At 59.2% G+C, this 23,838-nt stretch carries 19 protein-coding genes; 15 read left to right on the top strand and 4 right to left on the bottom strand.

The window, feature by feature from the left end; all coding sequences use genetic code 11:
• The 8 genes from PMI22_RS21155 to PMI22_RS21190 all read left to right on the top strand — a co-directional run.
• Positions 1–369, top strand: a 369-nt coding sequence (locus tag PMI22_RS21155) for a DUF4115 domain-containing protein (protein WP_007944260.1), incomplete at its 5' end; no start/stop codon positions are given.
• Positions 370–372: 3 nt separating this feature from the next.
• The gene (gene ispG / locus PMI22_RS21160; RefSeq protein ID WP_007944259.1) at positions 373–1,482 is read left to right on the top strand and encodes a flavodoxin-dependent (E)-4-hydroxy-3-methylbut-2-enyl-diphosphate synthase; all 1,110 of its coding nucleotides are present in this window, start codon (positions 373–375) and stop codon (positions 1,480–1,482) included.
• A gap of 37 nt (positions 1,483–1,519) precedes the next feature.
• Entirely contained in the window at positions 1,520–2,809 is a 1,290-nt protein-coding gene (hisS, locus tag PMI22_RS21165) for a histidine--tRNA ligase (RefSeq protein ID WP_007944258.1), read from the top strand.
• 40 nt (positions 2,810–2,849) lie between these two features.
• The gene (locus PMI22_RS21170) at positions 2,850–3,491 is read left to right on the top strand and encodes a tetratricopeptide repeat protein (protein ID WP_007944257.1); all 642 of its coding nucleotides are present in this window, start codon (positions 2,850–2,852) and stop codon (positions 3,489–3,491) included.
• Positions 3,484–4,635, top strand: coding sequence for an outer membrane protein assembly factor BamB (bamB, locus tag PMI22_RS21175; protein ID WP_033048969.1), 1,152 nt, complete (start codon positions 3,484–3,486; stop codon positions 4,633–4,635). The genes PMI22_RS21170 and bamB overlap by 8 nt, the downstream gene beginning before the upstream one ends.
• Before the next feature lie 140 nt (positions 4,636–4,775).
• Positions 4,776–6,245 (top strand): ribosome biogenesis GTPase Der, encoded by a 1,470-nt coding sequence (gene der / locus PMI22_RS21180; protein WP_007944255.1) that lies wholly within the window; start codon positions 4,776–4,778, stop codon positions 6,243–6,245.
• 145 nt (positions 6,246–6,390) lie between these two features.
• A complete protein-coding gene (locus PMI22_RS21185) occupies positions 6,391–7,539 on the top strand; it encodes a pyridoxal phosphate-dependent aminotransferase (RefSeq protein WP_007944254.1) in 1,149 nt (382 codons plus the stop codon).
• Positions 7,527–8,318, top strand: coding sequence for an amidohydrolase (locus tag PMI22_RS21190; protein ID WP_007944253.1), 792 nt, complete (start codon positions 7,527–7,529; stop codon positions 8,316–8,318). Before PMI22_RS21185 ends, PMI22_RS21190 begins: the two co-directional genes overlap by 13 nt.
• A gap of 203 nt (positions 8,319–8,521) precedes the next feature.
• Here the strand turns inward: PMI22_RS21190 and leuA are convergent, their stop codons facing one another.
• Positions 8,522–10,201 (bottom strand): 2-isopropylmalate synthase, encoded by a 1,680-nt coding sequence (leuA, locus tag PMI22_RS21195; protein WP_007944252.1) that lies wholly within the window; start codon positions 10,199–10,201, stop codon positions 8,522–8,524.
• A gap of 387 nt (positions 10,202–10,588) precedes the next feature.
• Between leuA and PMI22_RS21200 the strand changes: the two genes are divergently transcribed.
• Positions 10,589–10,945, top strand: a complete 357-nt coding sequence (locus PMI22_RS21200; RefSeq protein ID WP_007944248.1) for a hypothetical protein — start codon at positions 10,589–10,591, stop codon at positions 10,943–10,945.
• A 108-nt stretch (positions 10,946–11,053) separates the two neighbouring features.
• Here the strand turns inward: PMI22_RS21200 and PMI22_RS21205 are convergent, their stop codons facing one another.
• Positions 11,054–11,875: a peptidoglycan DD-metalloendopeptidase family protein gene (locus PMI22_RS21205; RefSeq protein ID WP_007944247.1), complete on the bottom strand. Its 822-nt coding sequence runs from the start codon at positions 11,873–11,875 to the stop codon at positions 11,054–11,056.
• A gap of 3 nt (positions 11,876–11,878) precedes the next feature.
• Positions 11,879–13,258, bottom strand: coding sequence for an exodeoxyribonuclease VII large subunit (gene xseA / locus PMI22_RS21210; RefSeq protein ID WP_007944246.1), 1,380 nt, complete (start codon positions 13,256–13,258; stop codon positions 11,879–11,881).
• Between the two features lie 184 nt (positions 13,259–13,442).
• Here xseA and PMI22_RS21215 point away from each other — a divergent pair, with 184 nt between their 5' ends.
• From PMI22_RS21215 to guaA, 4 genes are all read left to right on the top strand, one after another.
• Positions 13,443–14,210: a sulfite exporter TauE/SafE family protein gene (locus PMI22_RS21215; protein WP_007944245.1), complete on the top strand. Its 768-nt coding sequence runs from the start codon at positions 13,443–13,445 to the stop codon at positions 14,208–14,210.
• Between the two features lie 98 nt (positions 14,211–14,308).
• Positions 14,309–14,857, top strand: coding sequence for a hypothetical protein (locus tag PMI22_RS21220; protein WP_007944244.1), 549 nt, complete (start codon positions 14,309–14,311; stop codon positions 14,855–14,857).
• 117 nt (positions 14,858–14,974) lie between these two features.
• Positions 14,975–16,444, top strand: a complete 1,470-nt coding sequence (guaB, locus tag PMI22_RS21225; RefSeq protein WP_007944243.1) for an IMP dehydrogenase — start codon at positions 14,975–14,977, stop codon at positions 16,442–16,444.
• A 126-nt stretch (positions 16,445–16,570) separates the two neighbouring features.
• A complete protein-coding gene (gene guaA / locus PMI22_RS21230) occupies positions 16,571–18,148 on the top strand; it encodes a glutamine-hydrolyzing GMP synthase (RefSeq protein WP_007944241.1) in 1,578 nt (525 codons plus the stop codon).
• Between the two features lie 118 nt (positions 18,149–18,266).
• Here the strand turns inward: guaA and PMI22_RS21235 are convergent, their stop codons facing one another.
• Positions 18,267–21,698 (bottom strand): membrane-targeted effector domain-containing toxin, encoded by a 3,432-nt coding sequence (locus tag PMI22_RS21235; protein WP_007944240.1) that lies wholly within the window; start codon positions 21,696–21,698, stop codon positions 18,267–18,269.
• A 188-nt stretch (positions 21,699–21,886) separates the two neighbouring features.
• On the opposite strand from PMI22_RS21235, the gene PMI22_RS21240 reads away from it, so the two are divergent.
• Both PMI22_RS21240 and tadA read left to right on the top strand, forming a co-directional pair.
• On the top strand, positions 21,887–23,263 hold the full coding sequence (locus PMI22_RS21240; RefSeq protein ID WP_007944239.1) for a multicopper oxidase family protein: 1,377 nt from the start codon (positions 21,887–21,889) through the stop codon (positions 23,261–23,263).
• On the top strand, positions 23,263–23,760 hold the full coding sequence (gene tadA, locus PMI22_RS21245) for a tRNA adenosine(34) deaminase TadA (RefSeq protein WP_007944237.1): 498 nt from the start codon (positions 23,263–23,265) through the stop codon (positions 23,758–23,760). The genes PMI22_RS21240 and tadA overlap by 1 nt, the downstream gene beginning before the upstream one ends.
• Positions 23,761–23,838 lie beyond the last annotated feature (78 nt).

Raw genomic sequence — 23,838 nt, 5'->3', positions numbered from 1 at the left:
AACGTTGCTCCAGTTGTGGCAGCCCCCGCCACACCGGCTCCGGTTGTTCCGGCTACTCCGGCACCGGTGGTGACCGCTCCGGTTGCACCGACTGCTCCTGCTCCAGTAACGGCGGCCCCTGTCGCCGGCCAAGGCCAGGTTCAGCTGAAGTTCACCGCTGACTGCTGGACGCAAGTGACCGATGGCGCCGGAAAGGTGCTGTTGAGTGGTCTCAAACGTAAAGGCGACAGCGTTTCCGTCAGCGGCAAACCACCGTTTTCTGTGCGTCTGGGCTTCGCCCGTGGCGCGCAGGTCAGCTACAACGGTCAGGCGGTTGATGTCGCTCCGTTCACCAGTGGCGAGACTGCTCGCCTGAAGTTGGGTCAATAAGTCATGCACGGCGAATCTCCAATCAAACGTCGCGAATCCCGCAAGATCTGGGTCGGTAACGTGCCTGTTGGCGGCGATGCGCCTATCGCTGTGCAGAGCATGACCAACAGCGACACCAATGACGTGGCCGCCACCGTGGCCCAGATCAATCGTCTGGAAGCCGCAGGCGTCGATATCGTGCGCATTTCCGTGCCGGACATGGATGCCGCCGAAGCCTTTGGCAAGATCAAGCAACTAGTCAAAGTGCCCTTGGTGGCGGACATCCATTTCGACTACCGGATCGCGTTGCGCGTCGCCGAGCTGGGTGTTGACTGCCTGCGGATTAACCCAGGTAATATCGGGCGCGAAGACCGTGTCCGCGCGGTGGTCGATGCCGCCCGTGATCGCGGGATTCCGATCCGCATCGGCGTCAACGCCGGCTCCCTGGAAAAAGACCTGCAAAAGAAGTACGGCGAGCCCACCCCGGCTGCGCTGGTCGAATCTGCACTGCGTCACGTCGAGCACCTCGAACGCCTGAATTTCCAGGACTTCAAGGTCAGCGTGAAGGCCTCCGACGTGTTCATGGCCGTCGAAGCCTATCGCCTGCTGGCCAAGGAAATCGTCCAGCCGCTGCACCTGGGTATCACCGAAGCGGGTGGTTTGCGTTCAGGCACAGTGAAATCCGCCGTGGGCCTCGGTATGCTGCTCGCCGAAGGGATTGGCGATACTATTCGCATCTCGTTGGCGGCTGACCCGGTCGAGGAAGTGAAAGTCGGCTACGACATTCTCAAGTCCCTGCATCTGCGTTCCCGTGGCATCAACTTCATCGCCTGCCCGAGCTGCTCGCGGCAGAACTTCGATGTGGTCAAGACCATGAACGAACTGGAAGGGCGCCTCGAAGACCTGCTGGTGCCGCTGGATGTCGCGGTCATCGGGTGCGTGGTCAACGGGCCGGGTGAAGCCAAGGAAGCCCATATCGGCTTGACCGGCGGTACGCCAAACCTGATTTACATCGACGGCAAGCCGTCGCAGAAACTGACGAATGACAATCTGGTGGATGAGCTTGAACGCTTGATCCGCCAGAAAGCGGCCGAAAAGGTCGAAGCCGACGCTGCCGTTATTGCGCGTGGCTGAGCCTGACTAAAGAGCCGAACGAATTTAAGGATTTATTGTGAGCAAGTCTCTGCAAGCCATTCGTGGCATGAACGACATCCTGCCCGAACAGACTCCCCTGTGGCGTCATTTCGAGGGCACTGTTTCGCGTCTGCTGGATAACTACGGTTACAAGCAGATCCGCATGCCGATCGTCGAGTTCACCGAGCTGTTCAAACGCTCCATCGGTGAAGTGACCGACATCGTCGAAAAAGAGATGTACACCTTCGACGACCGCAACGGCGACTCCCTGACCTTGCGTCCTGAGGGCACGGCTGCCTGCGTGCGTGCGGTGCTTGAGCACGGCATCACCGGCGGTGGCCAGGTGCAGAAACTCTGGTACATCGGTCCGATGTTCCGTCACGAGCGTCCACAGAAAGGCCGTTATCGCCAGTTCCACCAGATCGGTGTCGAGGTGTTCAACCTCGACGGTCCGGACATCGACGCCGAGCTAATCGTACTAACCTGGCGCCTGTGGGGCGAGCTGGGCATCCGCGATGCGGTCAAGCTCGAACTCAACAGCCTGGGCACCGCCGAGTCGCGCGGTCGCTATCGTGAAGCGCTGGTCGAGTTCCTGTCCGCGCATCTGGACAAGCTGGATGAAGACAGCCAGCGCCGTCTGAAGACCAATCCGCTGCGGGTTCTGGATACCAAGAACGCCGACACGCAAGCCATCCTCGTGGACGCGCCGAAAATGGCCGACTACCTGGATGATGAATCCCGCGTGCACTTCGAGGGCCTGAAGGCTCGTCTGGACGCCGCCGGCATTCCTTATGTGATCAACCCGAAGCTGGTTCGCGGGCTGGATTACTACAGCAAGACCGTTTTCGAATGGGTCACCGACAAGTTGGGCGCCCAGGGCACCGTATGTGCCGGTGGTCGTTACGACGGTCTGGTCGAGCAGATGGGCGGCAAGCCGACCTGCGGTGTTGGTTTCGCCATGGGTATCGAGCGCTTGGTGCTGTTGCTTGAAACCCTGGAGCAGATCCCGGAAGAAATCTCCCGTCAGGTCGACGTCTACCTCTGCGCCTTCGGTGAAGCGGCGGAGCTGGCGGGCCTGGCCCTGAGTGAACGTGTCCGTGACCAATTACCCAACCTGCGCCTGCAAGTGAATGCCGGCGCCGGCAGCTTCAAAAGCCAGTTCAAGAAGGCCGACAAGAGCGGTGCGCTGTATGCGCTGATCCTCGGTGACGATGAAATGGCCCAGCAAGTGGTAGGTTTCAAACCCCTGCGTGGCCAGGGCGAACAACAAAGTATTGCCTGGGATGCGCTTGCTGCACACCTGGCCACCTGCGTCGTGCAGGGTTGAAGCTGTCAAACAGCCGATTTAGCGATTAAGGAGTATTGGGGTGTCGAGTACCGAAGACGAACATCTGGCGGATTTGAAGGACTGGTGGTCACGCAACGGCAAGCCCTTGGTCACTGGCGGCCTGTTGGCGCTGGTCATCGTGTTCGGCTGGCAAGCCTTTCACAAGTATCAGAGCAATCAGTCGCAAGGCGCCTCGGTGCTCTATCAGCAATTGCTCGAAACCACGCTGACGCCTGACGGCAAGCCTGACGCTGCCCGTGTTGCCGACCTGGCCGGCAAGCTCAACAGCGAGTTCGGCGGCAGCGCCTACGCGCAGTACGGCAGCCTGTTCGTGGCGAAAGTCGCGGTCGACAGCGGCAAGCTGGATGACGCCGCCACCGAGCTGAAAGCCATTGTCGCCAAACCTTCCAACCCGGCGCTGGGCGAAATTGCCCGTCAGCGCCTGGCGCAGGTACTGGCTGCGCAGGACAAGGCCGAAGAAGCCCTGAAACTGCTCGAAGGCGATACCGACAAAGCATTCCTGGCCACTCGCGAAGAACTCAAAGGCGACCTGCTGGTGCAGTTGGGTCGTACCGACGACGCGAACAAGGCGTATCAAAAAGCCAAGGCCGCCCTGTCGGATGAAGCGGCGGTCGGTGGCCTGCAAATCAAGCTGGACGATCTGGCGAAAGGGGATGCGTGACGTGATTCGTTGGAAACATGCAGCATTGCTGGCCCTGGCCATTTTGGCCGCGGGTTGCAGCAGCAACAGCAAAAAGGAATTGCCACCTGCCGAGCTGGTCGACTTCAAAGAAGAAGTGGTTCTGCAAAAGCAGTGGAGTCGTTCGATCGGTGACGGTCAGGGCAAATCCTACAACATGCTGGTACCGGCGATTGATGGCGAAACCATCTATGCTGGCGACGTCACTGGCGTGGTGATTGCGATGGATCGCAGCAATGGCGACGTCAAATGGAAGAAAGATCTCGACCTTCCTGTTTCCGGTGCCGTTGGCGTGGGTTACGGTCTGGTCATGATCGGTACGCTGCAGGGCGAAGTCGTTGCCTTGGACGCGATCAACGGTGAAGAGAAATGGCGCGCTCGCGTGAACAGTGAAGTTCTCGCGCCGCCGGCCACCAACGGTGACGTGGTCGTCGTTCAGACTCAGGACGATCGTCTGATCGGCCTGGATGCTGCGACCGGTAACCAGCGCTGGTTGTATGACAGCACACCTGCGGTCCTGACGCTGCGCGGCACCAGTGCACCGATTGTGACCAACCGTTTGGCGGTAGCAGGCCTGTCGACCGGTAAAGTGGTCGCTCTCAATGTCTCCAACGGCGTGCCGGTGTGGGAACAACGTGTAGCGATCCCTCAGGGTCGTTCGGAGCTGGAACGTGTGGTCGATATCGACGGCGGTTTGCTGCTGTCCGGCGGTACGCTGTACGTCACCAGCTATCAGGGCCGTCTTGCGGCGCTGGACCTGGAAAGCGGTCGTCAGCTCTGGCAGCGTGATGCTTCCAGCTATGCTGGCCTCTCCCAGGGTTTTGGCAACGTTTACGTGAGCCTGGCTTCGGGCACCGTTGAAGGCGTCGACGAGCGTTCCACCACCGCGTTGTGGAGCAACGATTCGCTGGCTCGCCGTCAACTGTCGGCCCCGGAAGTGTTCTCCAGCTACGTTGCAGTCGGCGATATGGAAGGCTACCTGCACCTGCTGAGTCAGGTGGACGGTCGTTTCGTCGGCCGCGAGCGCATCGACAGCGACGGCCTGCGTGCACGTCCGCTGGTGGTGGGTGACACGATTTATGTATATGGCAACAGCGGCAAACTGGAAGCCCTGACCATAAAGTAAAGGTTTGACTATGCTTGGGGTTTAACCCCAGGCAACCCCGTAACCACGGGGTTCGCAGCGCCCTCAAGCGTTGCCCCGAGCACCAGCCGCTGCCTCGCAGCGGCTTTTGTATTTTCTGAAATAACGAAGTGGAGAGCCGCATGGTTCCCGTAATCGCCCTGGTGGGCCGACCGAACGTCGGCAAGTCCACCTTGTTCAACCGCCTGACCAGGACTCGCGACGCCATCGTCGGCGACTTGTCCGGTCTGACCCGTGATCGCCAATACGGTGAGGCCAAGTGGCAAGGGCGTTCCTACATTCTGGTCGACACCGGTGGTATCTCCGGTGACGAGCACGGTATGGACGAAAAAATGGCCGAGCAGTCGCTGCTGGCCATTGAAGAAGCGGATGTCGTTCTGTTCCTGGTAGACGCCAAGGCTGGCTTCACCGCCGCCGACCAGATGATCGCCGAGCATTTGCGCAAACGTAACAAGCGTTCTTACGTGGTTGCCAACAAGGTCGACAACATCGACCCTGAAATGGCCCGCGCGGAATTCGCTCCGTTGGGCATGGGCCACGCGATCCCTATCGCCGGTGCTCATGGTCGTGGCATCACCCAGATGCTGGAAATCGCCCTGAGCGATTTCCCGAAAGATGACGAAGAGCCGGAAGACGGCGAAGAAGAAATCGTTGCCGAAGGTGAGGAAGCCAAGCGCATTCCTGGCCCAAGCGAAAAAGACGGTATCAAGATCGCCATCATCGGTCGCCCGAACGTCGGCAAGTCGACCCTGGTCAACCGCATGCTTGGTGAAGACCGGGTCATTGTGTACGACCAGCCGGGTACGACCCGCGACAGTATCTACATCCCGTTCGAGCGTAACGACGAGAAGTACACGCTGATCGACACCGCCGGTGTGCGCAAGCGCGGCAAGATCCACGAAGAAGTTGAAAAGTTCTCCGTGGTCAAAACCCTGCAAGCGATCAAAGACGCCAACGTGGTGATCTTTGTGATGGACGCCCGTGAAGGTGTGGTGGATCACGACCTCAACCTGCTGGGCTTCGCCATTGAGTCGGGTCGTGCGCTAGTGATCGCGATCAACAAGTGGGACGGCATGACGCCGAGCGAGCGCGACTTCGTGAAGGTCGAGCTGCAACGTCGACTGTTCTTCGTTGACTACGCCGACATCCACTTCATCTCTGCTCTGCATGGTACTGGCGTGGGCAACCTCTACGCCTCGGTACAGAACTCGTTCAAGTCCGCCGTGACCCGTTGGCCAACCAACCGCCTGACCCAGATTCTGGAAGATGCGGTCGGTGAGCACGCGCCACCGATGGTCAACAACCGCCGGATCAAGCTGCGTTATGCCCACTTGGGTGGCGCGAACCCGCCGATCATCGTGATTCACGGTAACCAGATCGAGAAGGTGCCGAAGTCTTACGTTCGTTACCTGGAAAACACTTACCGTCGTGTCTTGAAGCTGGTCGGTACGCCGATTCGCATTGAGTTCAAGGGCGGCGAGAACCCGTACGAAGGCAACAAGACCACGCTGACAGACCGTCAGGTCAACAAGAAGCGTCGCATGATGTCGCACCACAAAAAGGCCGACAAAAAGCGCCGCGATAAAAGATAAACGCAGCTTTAAGTTTCAAGCTGCAAGCGTCAAGTAAAAACGAAAAGGGTCCTCTGCAGGGCCCTTTTTTGTGCCTGAAGGTTTCATGCTTGACCGCTTGCAGCTTGTCGCTTGAAACTTGCTGCTCACCTGCAAGGGGCTACCGATGATCACCAGTAAGCTGCCGAATGTCGGCATCACTATCTTCACTCAGATGTCTCAGCTCGCGGCGCAAACCGGGGCGATCAACCTGTCCCAGGGTTTTCCCGATTTCGATGCCCCACAGGCCCTGTGCGATGCGGTTGGCCGGCACATCGCCAATGGCCATAACCAATATTCGCCAATGACCGGCCTGCCTGCTTTGCGCCAGCAAGTGGCAGCGAAAATCGCTCGCAGCTATGGCGTCAATGTCGATGCCGACCACGAAGTGACCATCACTCCCGGTGCCACCCAGGCAATTTTCTGCGCGATTCAGGCGGTTATCCACAGCGGCGACGAAGTCATCGTGTTCGACCCCTGTTACGACAGTTATGAACCGTCAGTGGAGCTGGCGGGTGGACGTTGCGTGCATGTGCAGCTCGGGCTGAATGATTTCGCCATCGATTTCCAGAAACTGGCCGAGGCCATCACGCCGCGCACGCGGATGATCGTTCTCAACTCACCGCATAACCCGAGTGGCGCGTTGATCAGCCGTGCAGAGCTGGATCAGTTGGCGGACTTGATTCGTGGTCGCGATATCTATCTGGTCAGCGACGAAGTCTACGAACACCTGGTGTTCGACGGCGTGCCTCACGTCAGTGTGTTGAATCACGAAGAGCTGTATCCGCGCGCTTTCGTGGTCAGTTCCTTCGGCAAGACTTACCACGTCACGGGCTGGAAAACCGGCTACGTGGTCGCACCGCCGGCCCTCACCGCCGAGTTGCGCAAGGTTCACCAATACGTCAGTTTCTGCGGCGTCACACCGCTGCAATATGCGTTGGCCGACTTCATGGCCAAGCATCCGGAACACGTTGAGGAACTGCCCGGTTTCTATCAAGCCAAGCGGGATCTGTTCTGCGATCTGCTGACGCCGTCGCGCTTCAGTTTCACCCGGGTCACCGGCACTTATTTCCAGTTGGTCGATTACTCGCAGATCCGCCCGGACCTCAATGACGTCGAGATGGCGCTGTGGATGACCCGCGAACATGGGGTGGCGAGCATCCCGATCTCGGTGTTCTACCAGACCCCACCCGCAGGCCAGCGCCTGGTGCGCTTGTGCTTCGCCAAACGTGAGGAGACCCTGCGTGAAGCAGCGGCAAAACTATGCGTGATCTGAGTGCACTGCCCAATCTGAATGTTGCGCTGATCCAGACCAGTTTGGCCTGGCACGACCGCAAGGCTAACCTGGAGCATTTCGAACAATTGCTGGAGCAGGCTCGTGGTGCGGACCTGATCATCCTGCCGGAGATGTTCACCACCGGTTTCTCCATGGAATCGCAAACGTTGGCCGAGGCGGAAAACGGTCCGACCAGCAAGTGGTTGCGTGTTCAGGCGGCGAAGCTCGACGCGGTGATCACCGGCAGCATCATCGTCCAGGCCTCCGACGGCAGTCATCGCAATCGCCTGCTGTGGGCGCGTCCGGAAGGGGAGGTGTGGCACTACGACAAGCGGCATTTGTTCCGCATGGCGGGCGAGCATAACCACTTCACGCCGGGCGAGCGTCAGGTGCAGTTCGAGCTCAAGGGCTGGCGAGTACGGCCACTGATTTGCTACGACCTGCGCTTCCCGGTCTGGAGCCGCGACGCCCAAGACACCGACCTGCTGCTGTATACCGCCAACTGGCCCGGTGCACGTCGCCAGCATTGGAACCGTTTGCTGCCGGCGCGGGCCATCGAGAACCTTTGCTATGTGGCCGCGGTGAATCGTATTGGCACTGATGGCAAAGGCTTTGCCTACACCGGCGACAGTCAGGTGCTGGACTTCCAGGGAGAGACGTTGCTCAGCGCAGGCGAGGCCGATGGTGTGTTTCAGGTGGTGCTGAACGCTGCGGATCTACTGGCTTATCGCACGCGGTTTCCGGCGAATCTGGATGCGGACACGTTCGAACTCACCTGAGATTTTCGCTGCCTGATCTATAGCCATCGCGAGCAGGCTCGCTCCCACATTGGATCTGTGTGAACGCAAATCTTATGTGCACCAAAATCTATTGTGGGAGTGAGCCTGCTCGCGATGGCGGCACATCAGGCAATACAGAAACAACAGGCAAACAAAAGGCCCCAAGGTTCGCACCTTGGGGCCTTTTGCGTTGTAGCAGAGGCTTACGCCGCTTTCGCTTCCGGCTGGCTCAGCGAGCGGTTCAGCGCGCTGAACAGGGCCTTGAAGCTGGCGGTGGTGATGTTTTCATCGATACCGACGCCATGCACCGCACGCTCACCGTTCACGCGCAGTTCAATGTAGGCCGCAGCCTTGGCATTGGTGCCCGCGCCGATGGCGTGTTCGTTGTAGTCCATGATCTCCACCGGGATCGGCAGGCCGGCCACCAGGGCTTCCAACGCACCGTTGCCCTTGCCGCGCCAGTGCAGGTTGTTCTCGCCCTGACCTTTGCTGGAAACTTCCACTTCCACGGCGCTGTGACCGTTTTCTTCCTGCAGGCGATGGCTGACCAGCGCGTACGGGGTGTTGGCTTGCAAGTATTCGCTGTGCAGCAGCGCGTGGATTTGCTGAGCGGTCATTTCCAGGCCCAGGCGATCGGTTTCACGTTGCACCACCTGGCTGAACTCGATCTGCATGCGGCGTGGCAAGTTGATGCCGTATTCCTGTTCCAGCAAGTAAGCGATACCGCCCTTGCCCGACTGGCTGTTGACGCGGATGACCGCCTCGTAGCTGCGACCGATATCGGCCGGGTCGATTGGCAAGTACGGCACTTCCCACAGGGCATCCGGTTTCTGCTGGGCGAAGCCCTTGCGGATGGCGTCCTGGTGGGAGCCGGAGAACGCGGTGTGGACCAGGTCGCCGACATACGGGTGACGTGGGTGCACCTGGATCTGGTTGCACTCTTCGACGACCTTGCGCACGCCGTCGATGTCGGAAAAGTCCAGCTCAGGGTGAACGCCCTGGGTGTAGAGATTCAGCGCGACGGTCACGAGGTCGACGTTACCGGTACGCTCCCCGTTGCCGAACAGGCAGCCTTCGACACGGTCGGCGCCGGCCATCAGGCCCAACTCGGTGGCGGCGACACCGGTGCCACGGTCGTTGTGGGTGTGCAGGCTGATAATCACGCTGTCACGACGGTTGATGTGGCGGCCGAACCATTCGATCTGGTCGGCGTAGATGTTCGGGGTGGCGCATTCGACGGTCGCAGGCAAGTTGAGGATCATCTTGTGCTCAGGCGTCGGGTTCCAGACTTCGATCACGGCATCGCAGACTTCTTTGGCGAATTCCAGCTCAGTGGCGCTGAACGTCTCTGGCGAGTATTCGAAAGTCCACTCTGTGTCCGGTTGCATGGCGGCGTATTTGACGAACAGCTTGGCCGCGCTGACGGCGATTTCCTTGATCCCGTCCTTGTCCTGATTGAAGACAATCCGGCGGAAGGAAGGGGAGGTCGCGTTGTACAGGTGAACGATGGCTTTTTTCGCGCCGCGCAGGGATTCGAAGGTGCGCGCGATCAAGTCTTCACGGCCCTGGGTCAGCACCTGAATGGTGGTGTCGTCCGGGATGTGATTGTCTTCGATCAGGGTACGCACGAAGTCGAAGTCGGTTTGCGAAGCGGCCGGGAACGAGGCTTCGATTTCCTTCACGCCGACAGACACCAGGGTTTTCCAGAAACGCAATTTCTTGACCGCATCCATTGGCTCGATCAGCGACTGGTTGCCATCACGAAGGTCGGAACTGCACCAGATCGGCGCGGCGGTGATGGTCTTCGACGGCCAGGTACGATCCGGGATGTCGATGGTCGGGAACGCGCGGTATTTCGAAGACGGATCTTTGAGCATGCTCATCGGGGGAATCCTTATTGTGTGGGCCGAAAAAAGGCGGCCTGCCGGTGGATCAAATGTTCTTGGGGAAAAGCGTGGAGCGACGCACCGCGATTCAGCCCGGCAGTCGTGCGCTGACGAGGCACAGGCTGCGGTGCTGGCGAAGCTGAATGAGGGTGTGAGAGGTCTTCATGCCTTCAACCCTAACCGCGGGGGTGAAGGATGGCAAGCGGTCGAAAAAAATTGATAGGAATACCCGGAAAGTCGATTTTATCGAGATTTTATTGCTGTGGACTCCTGTGATTGTTTGGATGATTGCGCGAGGTTTGAGCACTGCGCAATTGTAGTGTTGGGAGGGCTTCCCGCTGAGCGCAGCTATGCTTAAAGCCTTGAACAAGGCAGGAGCCGGACATGAACGAGTCGGACTGGAAGCGGTACAGCGCGTTGCGCCCCTTGGCACATGAGCGGATGTGCATCCGGATCATGGAGGAGGTCGAGCGCACCGTGCTGGATAAAAGCCTGCCGCCTTACGAGCGGATTGAAGCCACTGAAGAGCTGCTTCAGTCCAGGCAAAAGGAGTTGTACTGGGCGTTTGGGGTGTTCAGGTTTTCACGGCATGAGGCTCGGTCGCACTTGCTTGGATTGTGCGCGCGGGAGTTGATCACGTCTGAAGAGTTGACCGGCTTCTCAGAGGAAACCCAGACCTGGATCAAGCATTGTCTGGCAGACAGGGAAGCCCATGGGATCGAGGATCTTGAGGCTGAATAGTTGGTGTCTGTGACGCCGCCACCGCGAGCAGGCTCGCTCCCACATTAGACCGCGATTAAATGTGGGAGCGAGCCTGCTCGCGATGAGGCCATCAGCCTCACCGATTAATCAGGGCTGAAACGCACCGATAAAAATCGCCGGATCCACCCGCGCATCATTCAGGCTGATATTCCAGTGCATGTGCGGCCCGGTCGCGCGGCCTGTCGCCCCCACTTTCCCGACCACCCCGCCACGGGCCAGTTGCTGCCCGACCTTCACGTCGATTTTCGACATGTGGCAGAACATGCTGATAAAGCCTTGCCCGTGATCGACAAACACCGTGTTGCCGTTGAAGAAGTAGTTGCCGATCAGAATCACCTTGCCCGCGGCCGGGGTCTTGATCGGTGTGCCGGCGCCCACGGCGAAATCCAGGCCCGAATGCGGATTGCGTTCTTCACCATTAAAGAACCGGCGCACACCGAACTTACTCGACAGCGGCCCGTTGACCGGTTTGTCCAGCAGAAGGTTGCTCGGGGTATTCGGACTGAACGTGCGGTAGGCGGCGATTTGCTCGGCCAGTTCGCGCTCAATGCGCTTGAGATTGTCCGGGTCAGGATTGACCTGCTGCGTATTTTTCAGGGTGATGTGCTGTTCCGGGTACTTCTTGTTGCCGACGGTGAAACTGAGATTACGACCGCCGCTGCTGAGTTGCTGCGTGCCCGGTTTCACGGTCAACGGCACACCGACAATCGCCAGCCAGTTGTTCTGTTCCTTGACCACCAGTACCGGCTTGCCTTGATAGCTGGCTTTCGGCGCCTGGGCTGAAGCACCCAGATCCACCACGGCCACGCCGCCCGGCACCGGTTTGTTCAACAGGCGAGTGATGTAGCTGTCTGCGTGGGCGTTGACGGTCAGGCACAGCAAGAGCAGCGAAGCTAAAAAACGCGGCATGGATCAATCCAGTAAAGAAAGGGTGACAGGCGTCAGGTGATTGTCTTCGACCCGCACTTGCAGTTCGCCGTCGCCGAGTTTGGCTTTGAGGCGTTGACCGTTGTGGGTTTGTCCGGCGCTGCGGATCGCGTTGCCGCGTTCGTCCAGCAGAATGCTGTAGCCACGGGCCAGTGTCGCCAGCGGGCTGACCACCTGTAGCGTCTGCACCTGACTTTGCAGTTGCAGGCGCCGCGACTTGAGGCCTTCGCGGATCGCACGGGGCAGGCGTTCGGCGAGGCTGTCGAGGCGCTGGCGGAGCATCGCCAATTGCCGGCCGGGATGTTGCCCGGCAAGACGGGTTTCCAGACGAATCAAACGTTCGCGACGGGTATTGAGGCTGCCTTCGAACGCGCGACGCAGGCGCATGTCCAGGTCATCCAGACGTTGCGCTTGCTGACGCAGACGCTCGCCCGGATGGCGCAGGCGGCGGGAGACGCCTTCCAGACGCAGCCGGTCGCGCATCAAGCGGTCACGCATGCGCATCACCAGTCGGCGATGCAGGCTTTCGACCCGACGCACCAGATCGCTGGAATCCGGCGCGAGCAGTTCGGCGGCGGCGGACGGCGTGGGAGCGCGGACGTCGGCTACGAAGTCACTGATCGATACGTCGGTTTCGTGGCCGACGGCACTGACAATCGGCGTGACGCAGGCATCGACGGCACGGGCCACCGCTTCTTCGTTGAAGCACCAGAGGTCTTCCAGCGAACCGCCGCCACGGGCCAGGATCAGTGCGTCGAACCCACGGGCATCTGCCAGTTTCAGTGCGCGGACAATCTGCGCGGTGGCTTCGCGACCTTGCACGGCGGTGGGGATCAGCGTTAGCTGGATCTGCGGTGCTCGGCGGCGGAACACGCTTATGATGTCGCGAATCACCGCGCCGGTCGGCGAGCTGATGATGCCGATGCGTTGCGGATGCGCCGGCAGCGGCACTTTGCGCTCGGCGCTGAACAGGCCTTCGGCGCTGAGCTTTTCCTTCAAGGCATCGAAGGCCAGACGGAGCGCGCCATCACCGGCCGGCTCCACGGTGTCGAGAATCAGCTGATAGTCGCCACGCCCCTCGAACAACGAAACCTTGCCCCGGACTTTGACGGCCAGGCCATCCTTCAACGCCTGACGCACCCGCGCCGCATTTTGCCGAAACAACGCGCAACGCACCTGGGCGCCGCTGTCCTTGAGGGTGAAATACACATGGCCCGACGCCGGGCGGGCGAGGTTGGAGATTTCGCCTTCGACCCAGATATTGCTGAACACGTCTTCGAGCAACACCCGCGCGCGGCCGTTGAGCTGGCTGACAGTCAGAACTTCACGGTCCAGGCCGAGTCTTGCAAAGGGATCTTTAATCATGGGGCGCAGTTTAAAGGCATTCGGCGATCAATCTCCATGCATCAACAAAAATCCCCTGTTGGAGTGAGCCTGCTCGCGATACCGGTGTGTCAGTCGGAAGTAATATTGAATGTTAAACCGCTATCGCGAGCAGGCTCGCTCCCACCGGTATAAAGTCGCACCGGGATTTCAAGGAAGACATGGAATGAATGCATTTGAGTTGTTGCACCAATGGCCCTTCGGCACAACGGATTGGCTGGTCATCGGGCTGGGCATCGCCCTGGCTTATATCGTGTTCGGCATCGCCGGTTTCGGTACGGCGCTGGTGGCGGGGCCGATTCTGATCCTGTTCATGCCGCTGTCGAAGATCGTCCCATTGCTGGTGCTGCTGGATTTTGTCGCGGCGTTCGGCAATTTGCTGCCCTCGCGACGTGATGTGGCGAAACCCGAGTTGCTGCGGTTACTGCCGTGCATGGCGGTGGGCTGCACGCTGGGGGTGATCTTTCTGCTGAACCTGAAATCCGATGTGTTGCTGCTGTTGATGGGCCTGTTTATCAGCGCCTATGCGGTTTACAGCCTGTGGGTCAAAGCCCGTCCGACGCAGTTATCCGCCGGTTGGGCCGTTCCGACGGGCACGGTGGGCGGGATGTTCGGGGCGTTGTTTGGCAGTGGTGGCTTTTTATATGCGATCTATTTGAACAGTCGCCTGCCCAAAGAGGCGGCCCGCGCGACCCAGAGCGCGCTGATCAGTTGCAGCACGGTGGTGCGCTTGAGCCTGTTTGCCGTCGCGGGTGTGTATGCCGAGCTACCCTTGTTGGTGTTGGCGCTGTGTTTGTTGCCAGCCATGGCCTTGGGGCTTTGGATCGGGCGGCGGTTGACCATGAGATTGTCCCGTGAGGCGTTCGTGCGGCTAGTGACCTGGCTGGTGCTGGCCAGCGGGATTGCCTTGATCGGGCGCTATCTGAGCACTTGACCTGAGAGTGTCAGGTACTAAGCTGCCGGCCGAAAATCCTGTGGGAGCGAGCCTGCTCCCACAAGGGTGAACATTCAGTACTTGCAAGGTCTGCATCCATGAATTCACAAAGCATCATCGTCCCGAAAATCTCCACGTTGCCGGTACACGAACCCCGGGCTCGCGCGGTGGTGCGGTGGCTGGTGCGCAAGAACATCGTCCAGGAAGAATTGACCACCTGCGGCCGTACCGGCAACCGCATGGCCCACGCCATCGCCGACGGTGCCCGGGCTGTGGTGCTGTATCCCGAAGCGCTGCCGTTTGGCGAGCCGGTCAATGGCCTGGAGATCGTCACCAAGCGCTGCATCTATACGCCGGCCAAAGGTTTCCTTGAGGAGGCCGGCTGCGCCGAGTGCCGCAAGGAAGTCGGCGAAGCGCTTTTTGAAAGCCTGGAAGACTGGATGCCGGGTCGCACCGATAATTTCACCTGTCCCGAATGCGGGCATGAAGATGACATCAACGGGTTCCTGTTTTTGCAGGAATGCGGTTTTTCCAACCTCGGGTTTATCTTCAACAACTGGGCGGAAGCCGGGTTCAAGCAGAGCTTTATCGACGAATTTGCCGATTGGCTGGATCACCCGGTGAGTTGGGTGAAAGTCGAGTTGTAGGCCGCGACAATTCCCGTATATCAGCAATGCTAATAATAGACAGAGTTTTACATTGAACCCGAGGGGGTGTCTGACTATAATGGCGCGCTTCCATTTTCCCGCTCGGGAGCCCCCGCGATGCTGCGTATCAGCCAAGAAGCTCTGACATTCGACGACATTCTCCTAGTGCCTGGTTATTCCGAGGTGCTTCCTAACGAAGTCAGTCTCAAGACCCGCCTAACCCGTGGCATCGAGCTGAATATTCCTCTGGTTTCTGCCGCCATGGACACCGTCACTGAAGCCCGTCTGGCAATCGCCATGGCTCAGGAAGGTGGCATCGGCATTATCCACAAGAACATGACCATCGAGCAGCAAGCTGCCGAAGTGCGCAAGGTCAAGCGTTACGAAGCCGGCGTGGTCAAGGACCCGATCACGATCGAGGCCGATGCCACGGTTCGTGAACTGTTCGAACTGACCCGCATGCACAACATCTCCGGCGTTCCGGTACTGCACGATGGCGACCTGGTCGGCATCGTCACTTCCCGTGACGTGCGTTTCGAGAACCGTATGGACGTCTCCGTCCGTGAAGTGATGACGCCTAAAGAGCGTCTGGTCACGGTCAAGGAAGGCGCCGACAAAAACGATGTTCGCGAGCTGTTGCACAAACACCGCATCGAACGCGTACTGATCGTCGACGACAAATTCGCCCTCAAAGGCATGATGACCGTCAACGACATCGAAAAAGCCAAGGCTTATCCGTTGGCCAGCAAGGACGATCAAGGTCGTCTGCGTGTGGGCGCTGCCGTCGGTACCGGTAAAGACACCGGTGACCGCGTCGCTGCCCTGGTCAACGCCGGCGTTGACGTGGTGGTGGTCGATACCGCTCACGGTCATTCCAAAGGTGTGATCGACCGCGTTCGCTGGGTCAAAGAGAATTTCCCTGACGTGCAAGTCATCGGCGGCAACATTGCCACCGGCGCCGCCGCCCTGGCCTTGGCCGAAGCGGGCGCTGACGCGGTCAAGGTCGGTATCGGCCCTGGCTCGATCTGCACCACCCGTATCGTCGCCGGTGTCGGCGTCCCGCAAATCAGTGCCATCGCCAACGTCGCCGCTGCCCTTGAAGGCACCGGCGTTCCGTTGATCGCCGACGGCGGCATCCGTTTCTCCGGTGACCTGTCCAAGGCCATCGTAGCCGGTGCTTCCTGCGTGATGATGGGCTCGATGTTCGCCGGTACTGAAGAAGCGCCGGGCGAGATCGAACTGTTCCAGGGTCGTTCGTACAAGGCTTACCGTGGCATGGGCTCGCTGGGCGCCATGTCCCAGGCTCAAGGTTCCTCCGACCGTTACTTCCAGGACTCCTCGGCAGGCGCCGAGAAACTCGTTCCGGAAGGCATCGAAGGGCGTGTTCCTTACAAGGGCACCCTGAGCGCCATCATCCATCAACTGATGGGCGGCCTGCGTTCCTCGATGGGTTACACCGGCAGTGCCGACATCGAAGAAATGCGCACCAAGCCTGAGTTCGTGCGAATCACCGGTGCTGGCATGGCCGAGTCCCACGTACACGACGTACAAATCACCAAAGAAGCGCCAAACTATCGGGTCGGCTGACGCCGACAGCTATAAGCCACAAGCTAAGAGCTGCAAGCGGTACTGCGTTTACGCACCTACCGCGCAGCTTCCGACTACTTGCAGCTTGCAGCTTGAAGCTAGCAACTGCTTTTTGAGTTTTTTCCCATGTCCCTCGACATTCACGCTCACCGCATCCTGATCCTCGACTTCGGTTCCCAGTACACCCAGCTGATCGCTCGCCGCGTGCGTGAAATCGGCGTGTACTGCGAACTGCATCCGTTCGACATGGACGACGAAGCGATTCGCGAATTCGCGCCAAAAGGCGTCATTCTCGCTGGCGGCCCCGAGTCCGTGCACGTCGCCGACAGCCCGCGCTGTCCGCAAGCGGTGTTTGACCTGGGCGTACCGGTCTTCGGTATCTGCTACGGCATGCAGACCATGGCTGAACAGCTGGGTGGCAAGGTCGAAGGTTCCGAGCTGCGTGAGTTTGGTTATGCTCGCGTTGACGTGGTCGGCAAGAGCCGCCTGCTTGACGGCATCGAAGACCACATCGACGCTGACGGCCTGTTCGGCCTCGACGTCTGGATGAGCCACGGTGACAAGGTCACCAGGATGCCGCAGGAATTCCACATCCTGGCCAGCACCCCGAGCTGCCCGATCGCCGGCATGTTCGACGACGCTCGCGGCTACTACGGCGTGCAGTTCCACCCGGAAGTGACCCACACCAAGCAAGGCGGTCGCATCCTGTCGCGCTTCATTCTCGATATCTGCGGCTGCGAAGCGCTGTGGACACCGTCGAAAATTGCTGAAGACGCCATCGCTCAGGTTCGCGCTCAGGTCGGCACCGACAACGTACTGCTCGGCCTGTCCGGCGGCGTGGACTCCTCGGTGGTTGCCGCACTGCTGCACAAAGCCATTGGCGACCAGCTGACTTGCGTCTTCGTCGACAACGGCCTGCTGCGTCTGCACGAAGGCGAGCAAGTGATGGCCATGTTCGCCGAGAACATGGGCGTCAAAGTGATTCGCGCCAATGCGGAAGATCAGTTCCTGGACAACCTGGCCGGCGAGTCCGACCCTGAGAAGAAACGCAAGATCATCGGCCGTACCTTCATCGACGTGTTTGATGCCCAGTCCAACAAGCTGGACAACATCAAGTACCTCGCCCAAGGCACCATCTACCCGGACGTGATCGAGTCGGCTGGCGCCAAAAGCGGCAAGGCTCACGTGATCAAGTCGCACCACAACGTGGGCGGCCTGCCGGAAGAAATGAACCTCAAGCTGGTTGAACCCCTGCGCGAGTTGTTCAAGGACGAAGTTCGTCGTCTGGGCCTGGAACTGGGCCTGCCGTACGACATGGTCTACCGTCACCCGTTCCCGGGCCCGGGCCTGGGCGTGCGGATCCTCGGTGAAGTGAAGAAGGAATACGCCGACCTGCTGCGTCGCGCCGACCACATCTTCATCGAAGAACTGCGCAAGGCTGACTGGTACCACAAGGTCAGTCAGGCCTTCGTGGTGTTCCAGCCGGTGAAATCGGTTGGCGTGGTGGGCGATGGCCGTCGTTACGCTTGGGTCGTGGCCCTGCGTGCCGTGGAAACCATCGACTTCATGACTGCGCGTTGGGCACACCTGCCTTACGAACTGCTGGAAACCGTCAGCGGCCGCATCATCAATGAAATCGAAGGCATCTCCCGCGTCACTTACGACGTGTCGAGCAAGCCGCCGGCGACGATTGAGTGGGAGTGATCCCGGTCTGACTGACCGTCTGTAACACCTAAAAGGCCCTGTGAACGCGAGTTCACGGGGCCTTTTTGAGTTTGCGATCCTTGAGCCGGAGGTCATTGCTGCCACCCATCAACCGGATTTATAGCAACTCCCACTCACCCTGAGCATTCAAGCGTACCGGAATGGATCCCGTGGAAACGTCAGGATTTTCCGGGTCGAAGACCGCCCAATGACCGCCGCCATTGATGTCAGCCTCGTAACGCACGTAATAAGCTGCATCATTCATCATGATGGCGGTCGAGGGATTGCCGCTGAGTCGATAGATGCCCCGGTATTTCCCGGGTCTTGTTTCGGGTGTTAACCCTTCCAGTAATTCGTTGGCTTGCCAGTGCTCGGGGATGCTCGACGGCTGGACTTCTGGTCTCACGTGATCAAGATCTTCAAGCACAGATGCGGCGCCCTCAGCCTCGACGGCCACTTGCGGCCAGCCCATCGGTTTCATGCCTTTTTCAATCAGGGCCTGCTTGAGCTCGCTGATGCTATCCACGGTCATGGTGTCAAAGGCCGGCCTGAGTGGAGTGTCCAGATTGATCCTGCCGCCGGGTGTCATTCGGATCGCGCTGTCCCTGATTTGACCATGGGCATTGCGATAGACCACTAACACGTTGCTCCTGTAGCGCTGGAAGGTGAACATCCCGGGTTCCGCTAACAGGGCTCGCAGTTCTTGCGCGGTTCTGGAGGCCCAAGGAGTTGCGATCTGCACCCGCCAGTCGCCTTTGATCAGTGCCTGAATGCTGTCGAAGTCTTCGAGACCAGCCACTGCTTCATGGACAGGAGAGCCCGGATAGTCTGCGTACTCCACCGCTAATCCGGGATCGACCCCGATGGGTTGTGCCGAACCAGGCGGTACGTCATCAATTCGTACGCTCAAGGCGTCGGTCTGTTCACTGATGCCCCTGTAGCCTCTGAAGCTCGTCAGGTGTTCCTGATCGACCAAGGCAATCCATTTAGCCGTGCCCTTCCATTCTTCATTGGCCAAAATGACCTCACTGGCAAAAAAGCTTCTCGCCATTTGGCTATCCGGATTCCCGGAAACCGGGTTTTCATTGATGTTGTAGGTCGTCGTCATGTCGATGGCTTGAACCCGTATGCGTTGGGCGTTGGCGGCTTTCACCAGGGTCAGCAAGTTGAATTTGCCCTCAGGATCGTTCCCGGCCTCGATGTCGAGTTTTTTCAGATAGTTCTCCAACTCCTCGGGCAATTCGCCGGTTCTTGCGAAGGTGTCCAGATCGAGCTGATTGACGTTGGCCAGCAGTTTCTGCAAATACAGCGTCTTCACTCCACGCTGTACATATCCGGGCATGTTTTCGATCAGTAACTGCTTGCTGCCGATGCTGCCGCGATTCTCGCCGAAGACCAGCCCCGGTTTTTCCGCGAATGCACAATCGAACAGTTCCGTCTGTGTGTTTATTAATTGTGAGGACGATACCGGCAGACGGGGTACAGGAGGATTGAGTTCGTGGTAGGCCTTTGCATCACTGATCAGCGTGCTGCGAGATTCCTCCTGCGCCGTCTCGAACTCGCTCCAGGATTCTATGATTTCGTCGTCAGGAGACATGAACGCACTGCGGGCGCCGACCGTATCTACATCGGTCCCGAGCACGCTGCGCACGTCAATACCGCCGACGGTCCATAGCCTTCTGAACTGACCGCGCGCGTCGGGCCCACCGAGTGCCCAGGCTCTCATTTCCGGATCTTCAAGGCCCGGAATATGGACGCCCGGCGTTCGCGCCCATTCTTCGACGACGGGCTCGCCGATTGCTGCGGTGGCAGTATCAGGCGGTACGATCATGCCACCCCTCAACCCCAGTCGCGGGGTGACCTCCCAATTGCCCGCGGCGTTAAAGCGCACGGGAATCGATCCGTGGAATGCATTGGGATTGGCCGGGTCGATGATTGCCCACGTTCCACGGCCATTGATATTGGATTCATAGCGCACGTAATACGCGCTGCCATTGAGCTTGATCGCGGACGAAGGGTTGGAAGGGAGCTGATAGATGCCTTGAAACTTGCCGGGTTCGTGAACCAATGTGCCTTCGTCGAGCAAGGTATCGATCTTGAAGGATTCCGGCACCTTGACCGTAGTCACAGTAGTGTCGGGCATTTTAACGGGGACCTCGTTCGGTGGTGTTTCGGGGGCGTTGGCCGGTTGAGTCGACTCCTTCAGATCGGCCATTTCCTTTGCCTCGGCAGCGTCGATTTCGGCACCGACTTCTGTGAGCGAACCCGGGCCTTTGAGGAAGGGCAGGTTGAGCAACATCTCAATCCCGCTGATCACCGCGCCGATGATGCCGGCCTTGCGTTCTTCAGCGGTTTTACCGTTTACCGCCTGATCAATGTTTAACCCCATATTGGCAATACTGGCGCCGATCACTGGCAAGGCAACTGGCCAGCCGACAACCGCGAGCGGGCCAAACACCTTCACCCCGGCGCTGAGATAACCGATCCAGAGTTTTTTTCGCAGGTCGCCATTGGACGTCAGCGTGAGTTCGGCCTCGGCGACCATCGAGTCTTTAGTCGAGTCGCGTAGCCACGTGAAGACATCACCGGCAATGACCCGATTTTCCTGGTTGATCAGGTGATGGTCATGTGTGCCCCATGTGCCGACCAGCCGGTTCATGATGTCAGTGATGTTGGTGGCGATATCCTGCCGATCGGCCAGGGAAAAATGCGTCATGAACAGTTGGCGGGCGTTTTCCTTGTTCATCCGCAGCAACATCCAGAAGTGCATGTCCGTTGCGGTTTCCAGCACCTGAAAGCCATTGGTTTCACCGGGCAGGTAAATAATCTGCCGGCCCTTGGGCGCGAGAAAACGAAGAATATGGTTGGAGGCGTAACCGGCGACATCCAGGGTTCGAATACAGTCGGCGCCAGGGTGCTGTGATTGCAACATCTGCAGGCTGACAGGCCAGGTGAAAGGGCCTATGGCCGCGTTTGTGACGAACTGAAAGTCCTCGTCGCTCAACTGGCGTTTGTCCCGTGCCTGTACGGCTTTGATGAGGAAGTTGCATTTGGCCAAGGTGCGAAAATCGCTCCCGGACTTGTTCCAGAAGACTTCCAGTCGTTCGGTGTACAACGTGCTGATATCGACGCTCCAGAAGTACTTCAGCACGTCGTTGCCATGAAGGCGCACTTCGTTGGTTTCATTGAAGATGTTGGCGTTTGGGCCTGCGGAGTAAAAACCTGCGTTTATATCCAGCAGGTCGGCATTGTCCTGATCGGTGTCGCGAAACCGGTGGATCACCAGTTGGGTCAAGGTCATGGACGACGTTGGCGCCCAGTGTTCCCAACCGGTAAGGGTTTTCGAGTTACTGGCTGCCCTGTCAAAGCGGTGGAAGTACACCTGATCCGGATCAAGGCCGGTGATGGCGTACTTCTTGAGCAAGTTGCTGGCGATTTCGTGAGCGGTGTCTTGCACGCTCGGACAAGTCTGGATGACGCGGCCGGCGATGGCCTTGAGGGCAGCCTTGTCGGCGGTATTGGGCAACAGGCGTGTTTCTATCAAGTTCATTGCATTCTCTTTCCTTGAGAAATGAGTATCGAGAATGACTCGTTTGCTCAAGGCATGTGCACTACATAGTTATGCCTACAGGTGATGTGCGGCCACAAGTCACCCTTACTGTTTCTCAACCGCAGGTGTATCGTATTCGCCTTTTGCAGGCCCCGCGCCTGTCGCTGATATGTGAGGTAGTTGAGTTCATGTCGTTTACCCGTCGCCAAATCCTCGGTGGCCTGGCCGGTCTAGTTGTCGTTGGCGTTGGCGCAGGGGGGGCATCACGCTACTGGCTGGGTAAAATGGCCGACGCCGACGCGGGTCACGACTATGAGCTGATTGCCGCACCGCTGGACGTCGAGCTGGTGGCCGGGCACAAGACGCAAGCCTGGGCGTTCGGCCCGTCGGCACCGGGCACCGAGTTGCGGGTTCGTCAGGGTGAATGGCTGCGGGTGCGCTTCATCAACCATCTACCGGTGGCGACTACCATTCACTGGCACGGCATCCGCCTGCCGCTGGAGATGGACGGCGTGCCTTACGTCTCGCAATTGCCGGTGCTACCGGGTGAATATTTCGACTACAAATTCCGCGTGCCCGATGCCGGCAGCTACTGGTATCACCCGCACGTGAACAGCAGTGAAGAGCTCGGTCGCGGGCTGGTAGGCCCGCTGATCGTGGAAGAGCGTGAGCCCACCGGTTTCAAGTACGAGAAAACCTTGAGCCTCAAGAGCTGGCACGTCGATGAAGAGGGCGCTTTCTTGCCGTTCAGCATTCCTCGCGAAGCCGCCCGTGGCGGTACGGCGGGGCGTGTGTCGACCATCAATGGCGTCCCGCTAGCGGTGATTGATTTGCCTGCCGGGCAGATCACTCGTGTGCGCTTGCTCAACCTCGATAACACGTTGACCTATCGCCTGAACATTCCCGGCGTAGAAGCGCAGATCTACGCGCTGGACGGCAACCCCATCGAGCCACGCCCACTGGGCAAGGAGTACTGGCTCGGTCCGGGCATGCGTATTTGCCTGGCGATCAAGGCACCGCCGGCCGGTGAAGAGTTATCTCTGCGCAACGGTCCGGTTCGTCTGGGTACGTTACGCTCGGTGGCCAATACCGACGCACCGACCGAATGGCCGCCTGCGCTACCCGCCAATCCGGTCGCCGAGCCGGACCTGGCCAATGCCGAGAAACTCAACTTCAATTTCGAGTGGGTCGGCTCGGTGTCGGTCAATGTCGACAACGGCAAGCCACCAAGCCTGTGGCAGATCAACGGCAAAGCCTGGGACATCACCGACAAGACCTGCGCCGACCGCCCGATTGCCAAGCTTGAGAAGGGTAAAAGCTACATTTTTGAATTGAAGAACATGACTCAGTATCAGCACCCGATTCATTTGCACGGCATGAGCTTCAAGGTCATTGCCTCGAACCGGCACAAGGTCATTCCGTACTTCACCGACACGTATCTGTTGGGCAAGAACGAGCGTGCGCAAGTGGCGCTGGTGGCGGATAACCCGGGGGTGTGGATGTTCCATTGCCATGTGATCGATCACATGGAAACCGGCCTGATGGCCGCCATCGAGGTGGCGTGATGCGTCAGATTCGTCCCGCCGCCATCATCGACCGCAGCCGTGATCGCGACTTCATGCGCGAAGCCCTGGCCCTCGCCGCTCAAGGGGCCGCACTGGGCGAAGTGCCGGTGGGCGCTGTGCTGGTGCAGGACGGTGAAATCATCGGCCGCGGCTTCAACTGCCCGATCAGCGGCAACGACCCGAGCGCCCATGCCGAGATGGTCGCGATCCGCGCGGCGGCGTTGGCCGCCAGCAATTATCGCCTGCCGGGCAGCACGCTGTACGTGACGCTGGAGCCGTGCAGCATGTGCGCCGGCTTGATCGTGCATTCGCGAATTGCGCGGGTGGTGTATGGCGCGCTGGAGCCTAAAGCGGGGATTGTGCAGAGTCAGGGGCAGTTCTTCACCCAGGGCTTTTTGAATCACCGGGTGTTGTTTGAAGGCGGGGTGTTGGCGGAAGAATGCGGGGCAGTGCTCAGCGAGTTCTTCAAGGCCCGAAGAGCCAAACCCGCCGAGTAAACACCGGCCCTTGTGGGAGCGAGCCTGCTCGCGAAAGCGGTATGTCAGTCACATCAATGCTGGATGTGCCGCCGTCTT

The organism is Pseudomonas sp. GM21 (assembly GCF_000282215.1).
Classification (GTDB): domain Bacteria; phylum Pseudomonadota; class Gammaproteobacteria; order Pseudomonadales; family Pseudomonadaceae; genus Aquipseudomonas.
The sequence above is the reverse complement of the archived record's forward strand: the minus strand, read 5'-3'. Positions and strand labels throughout refer to the sequence as shown.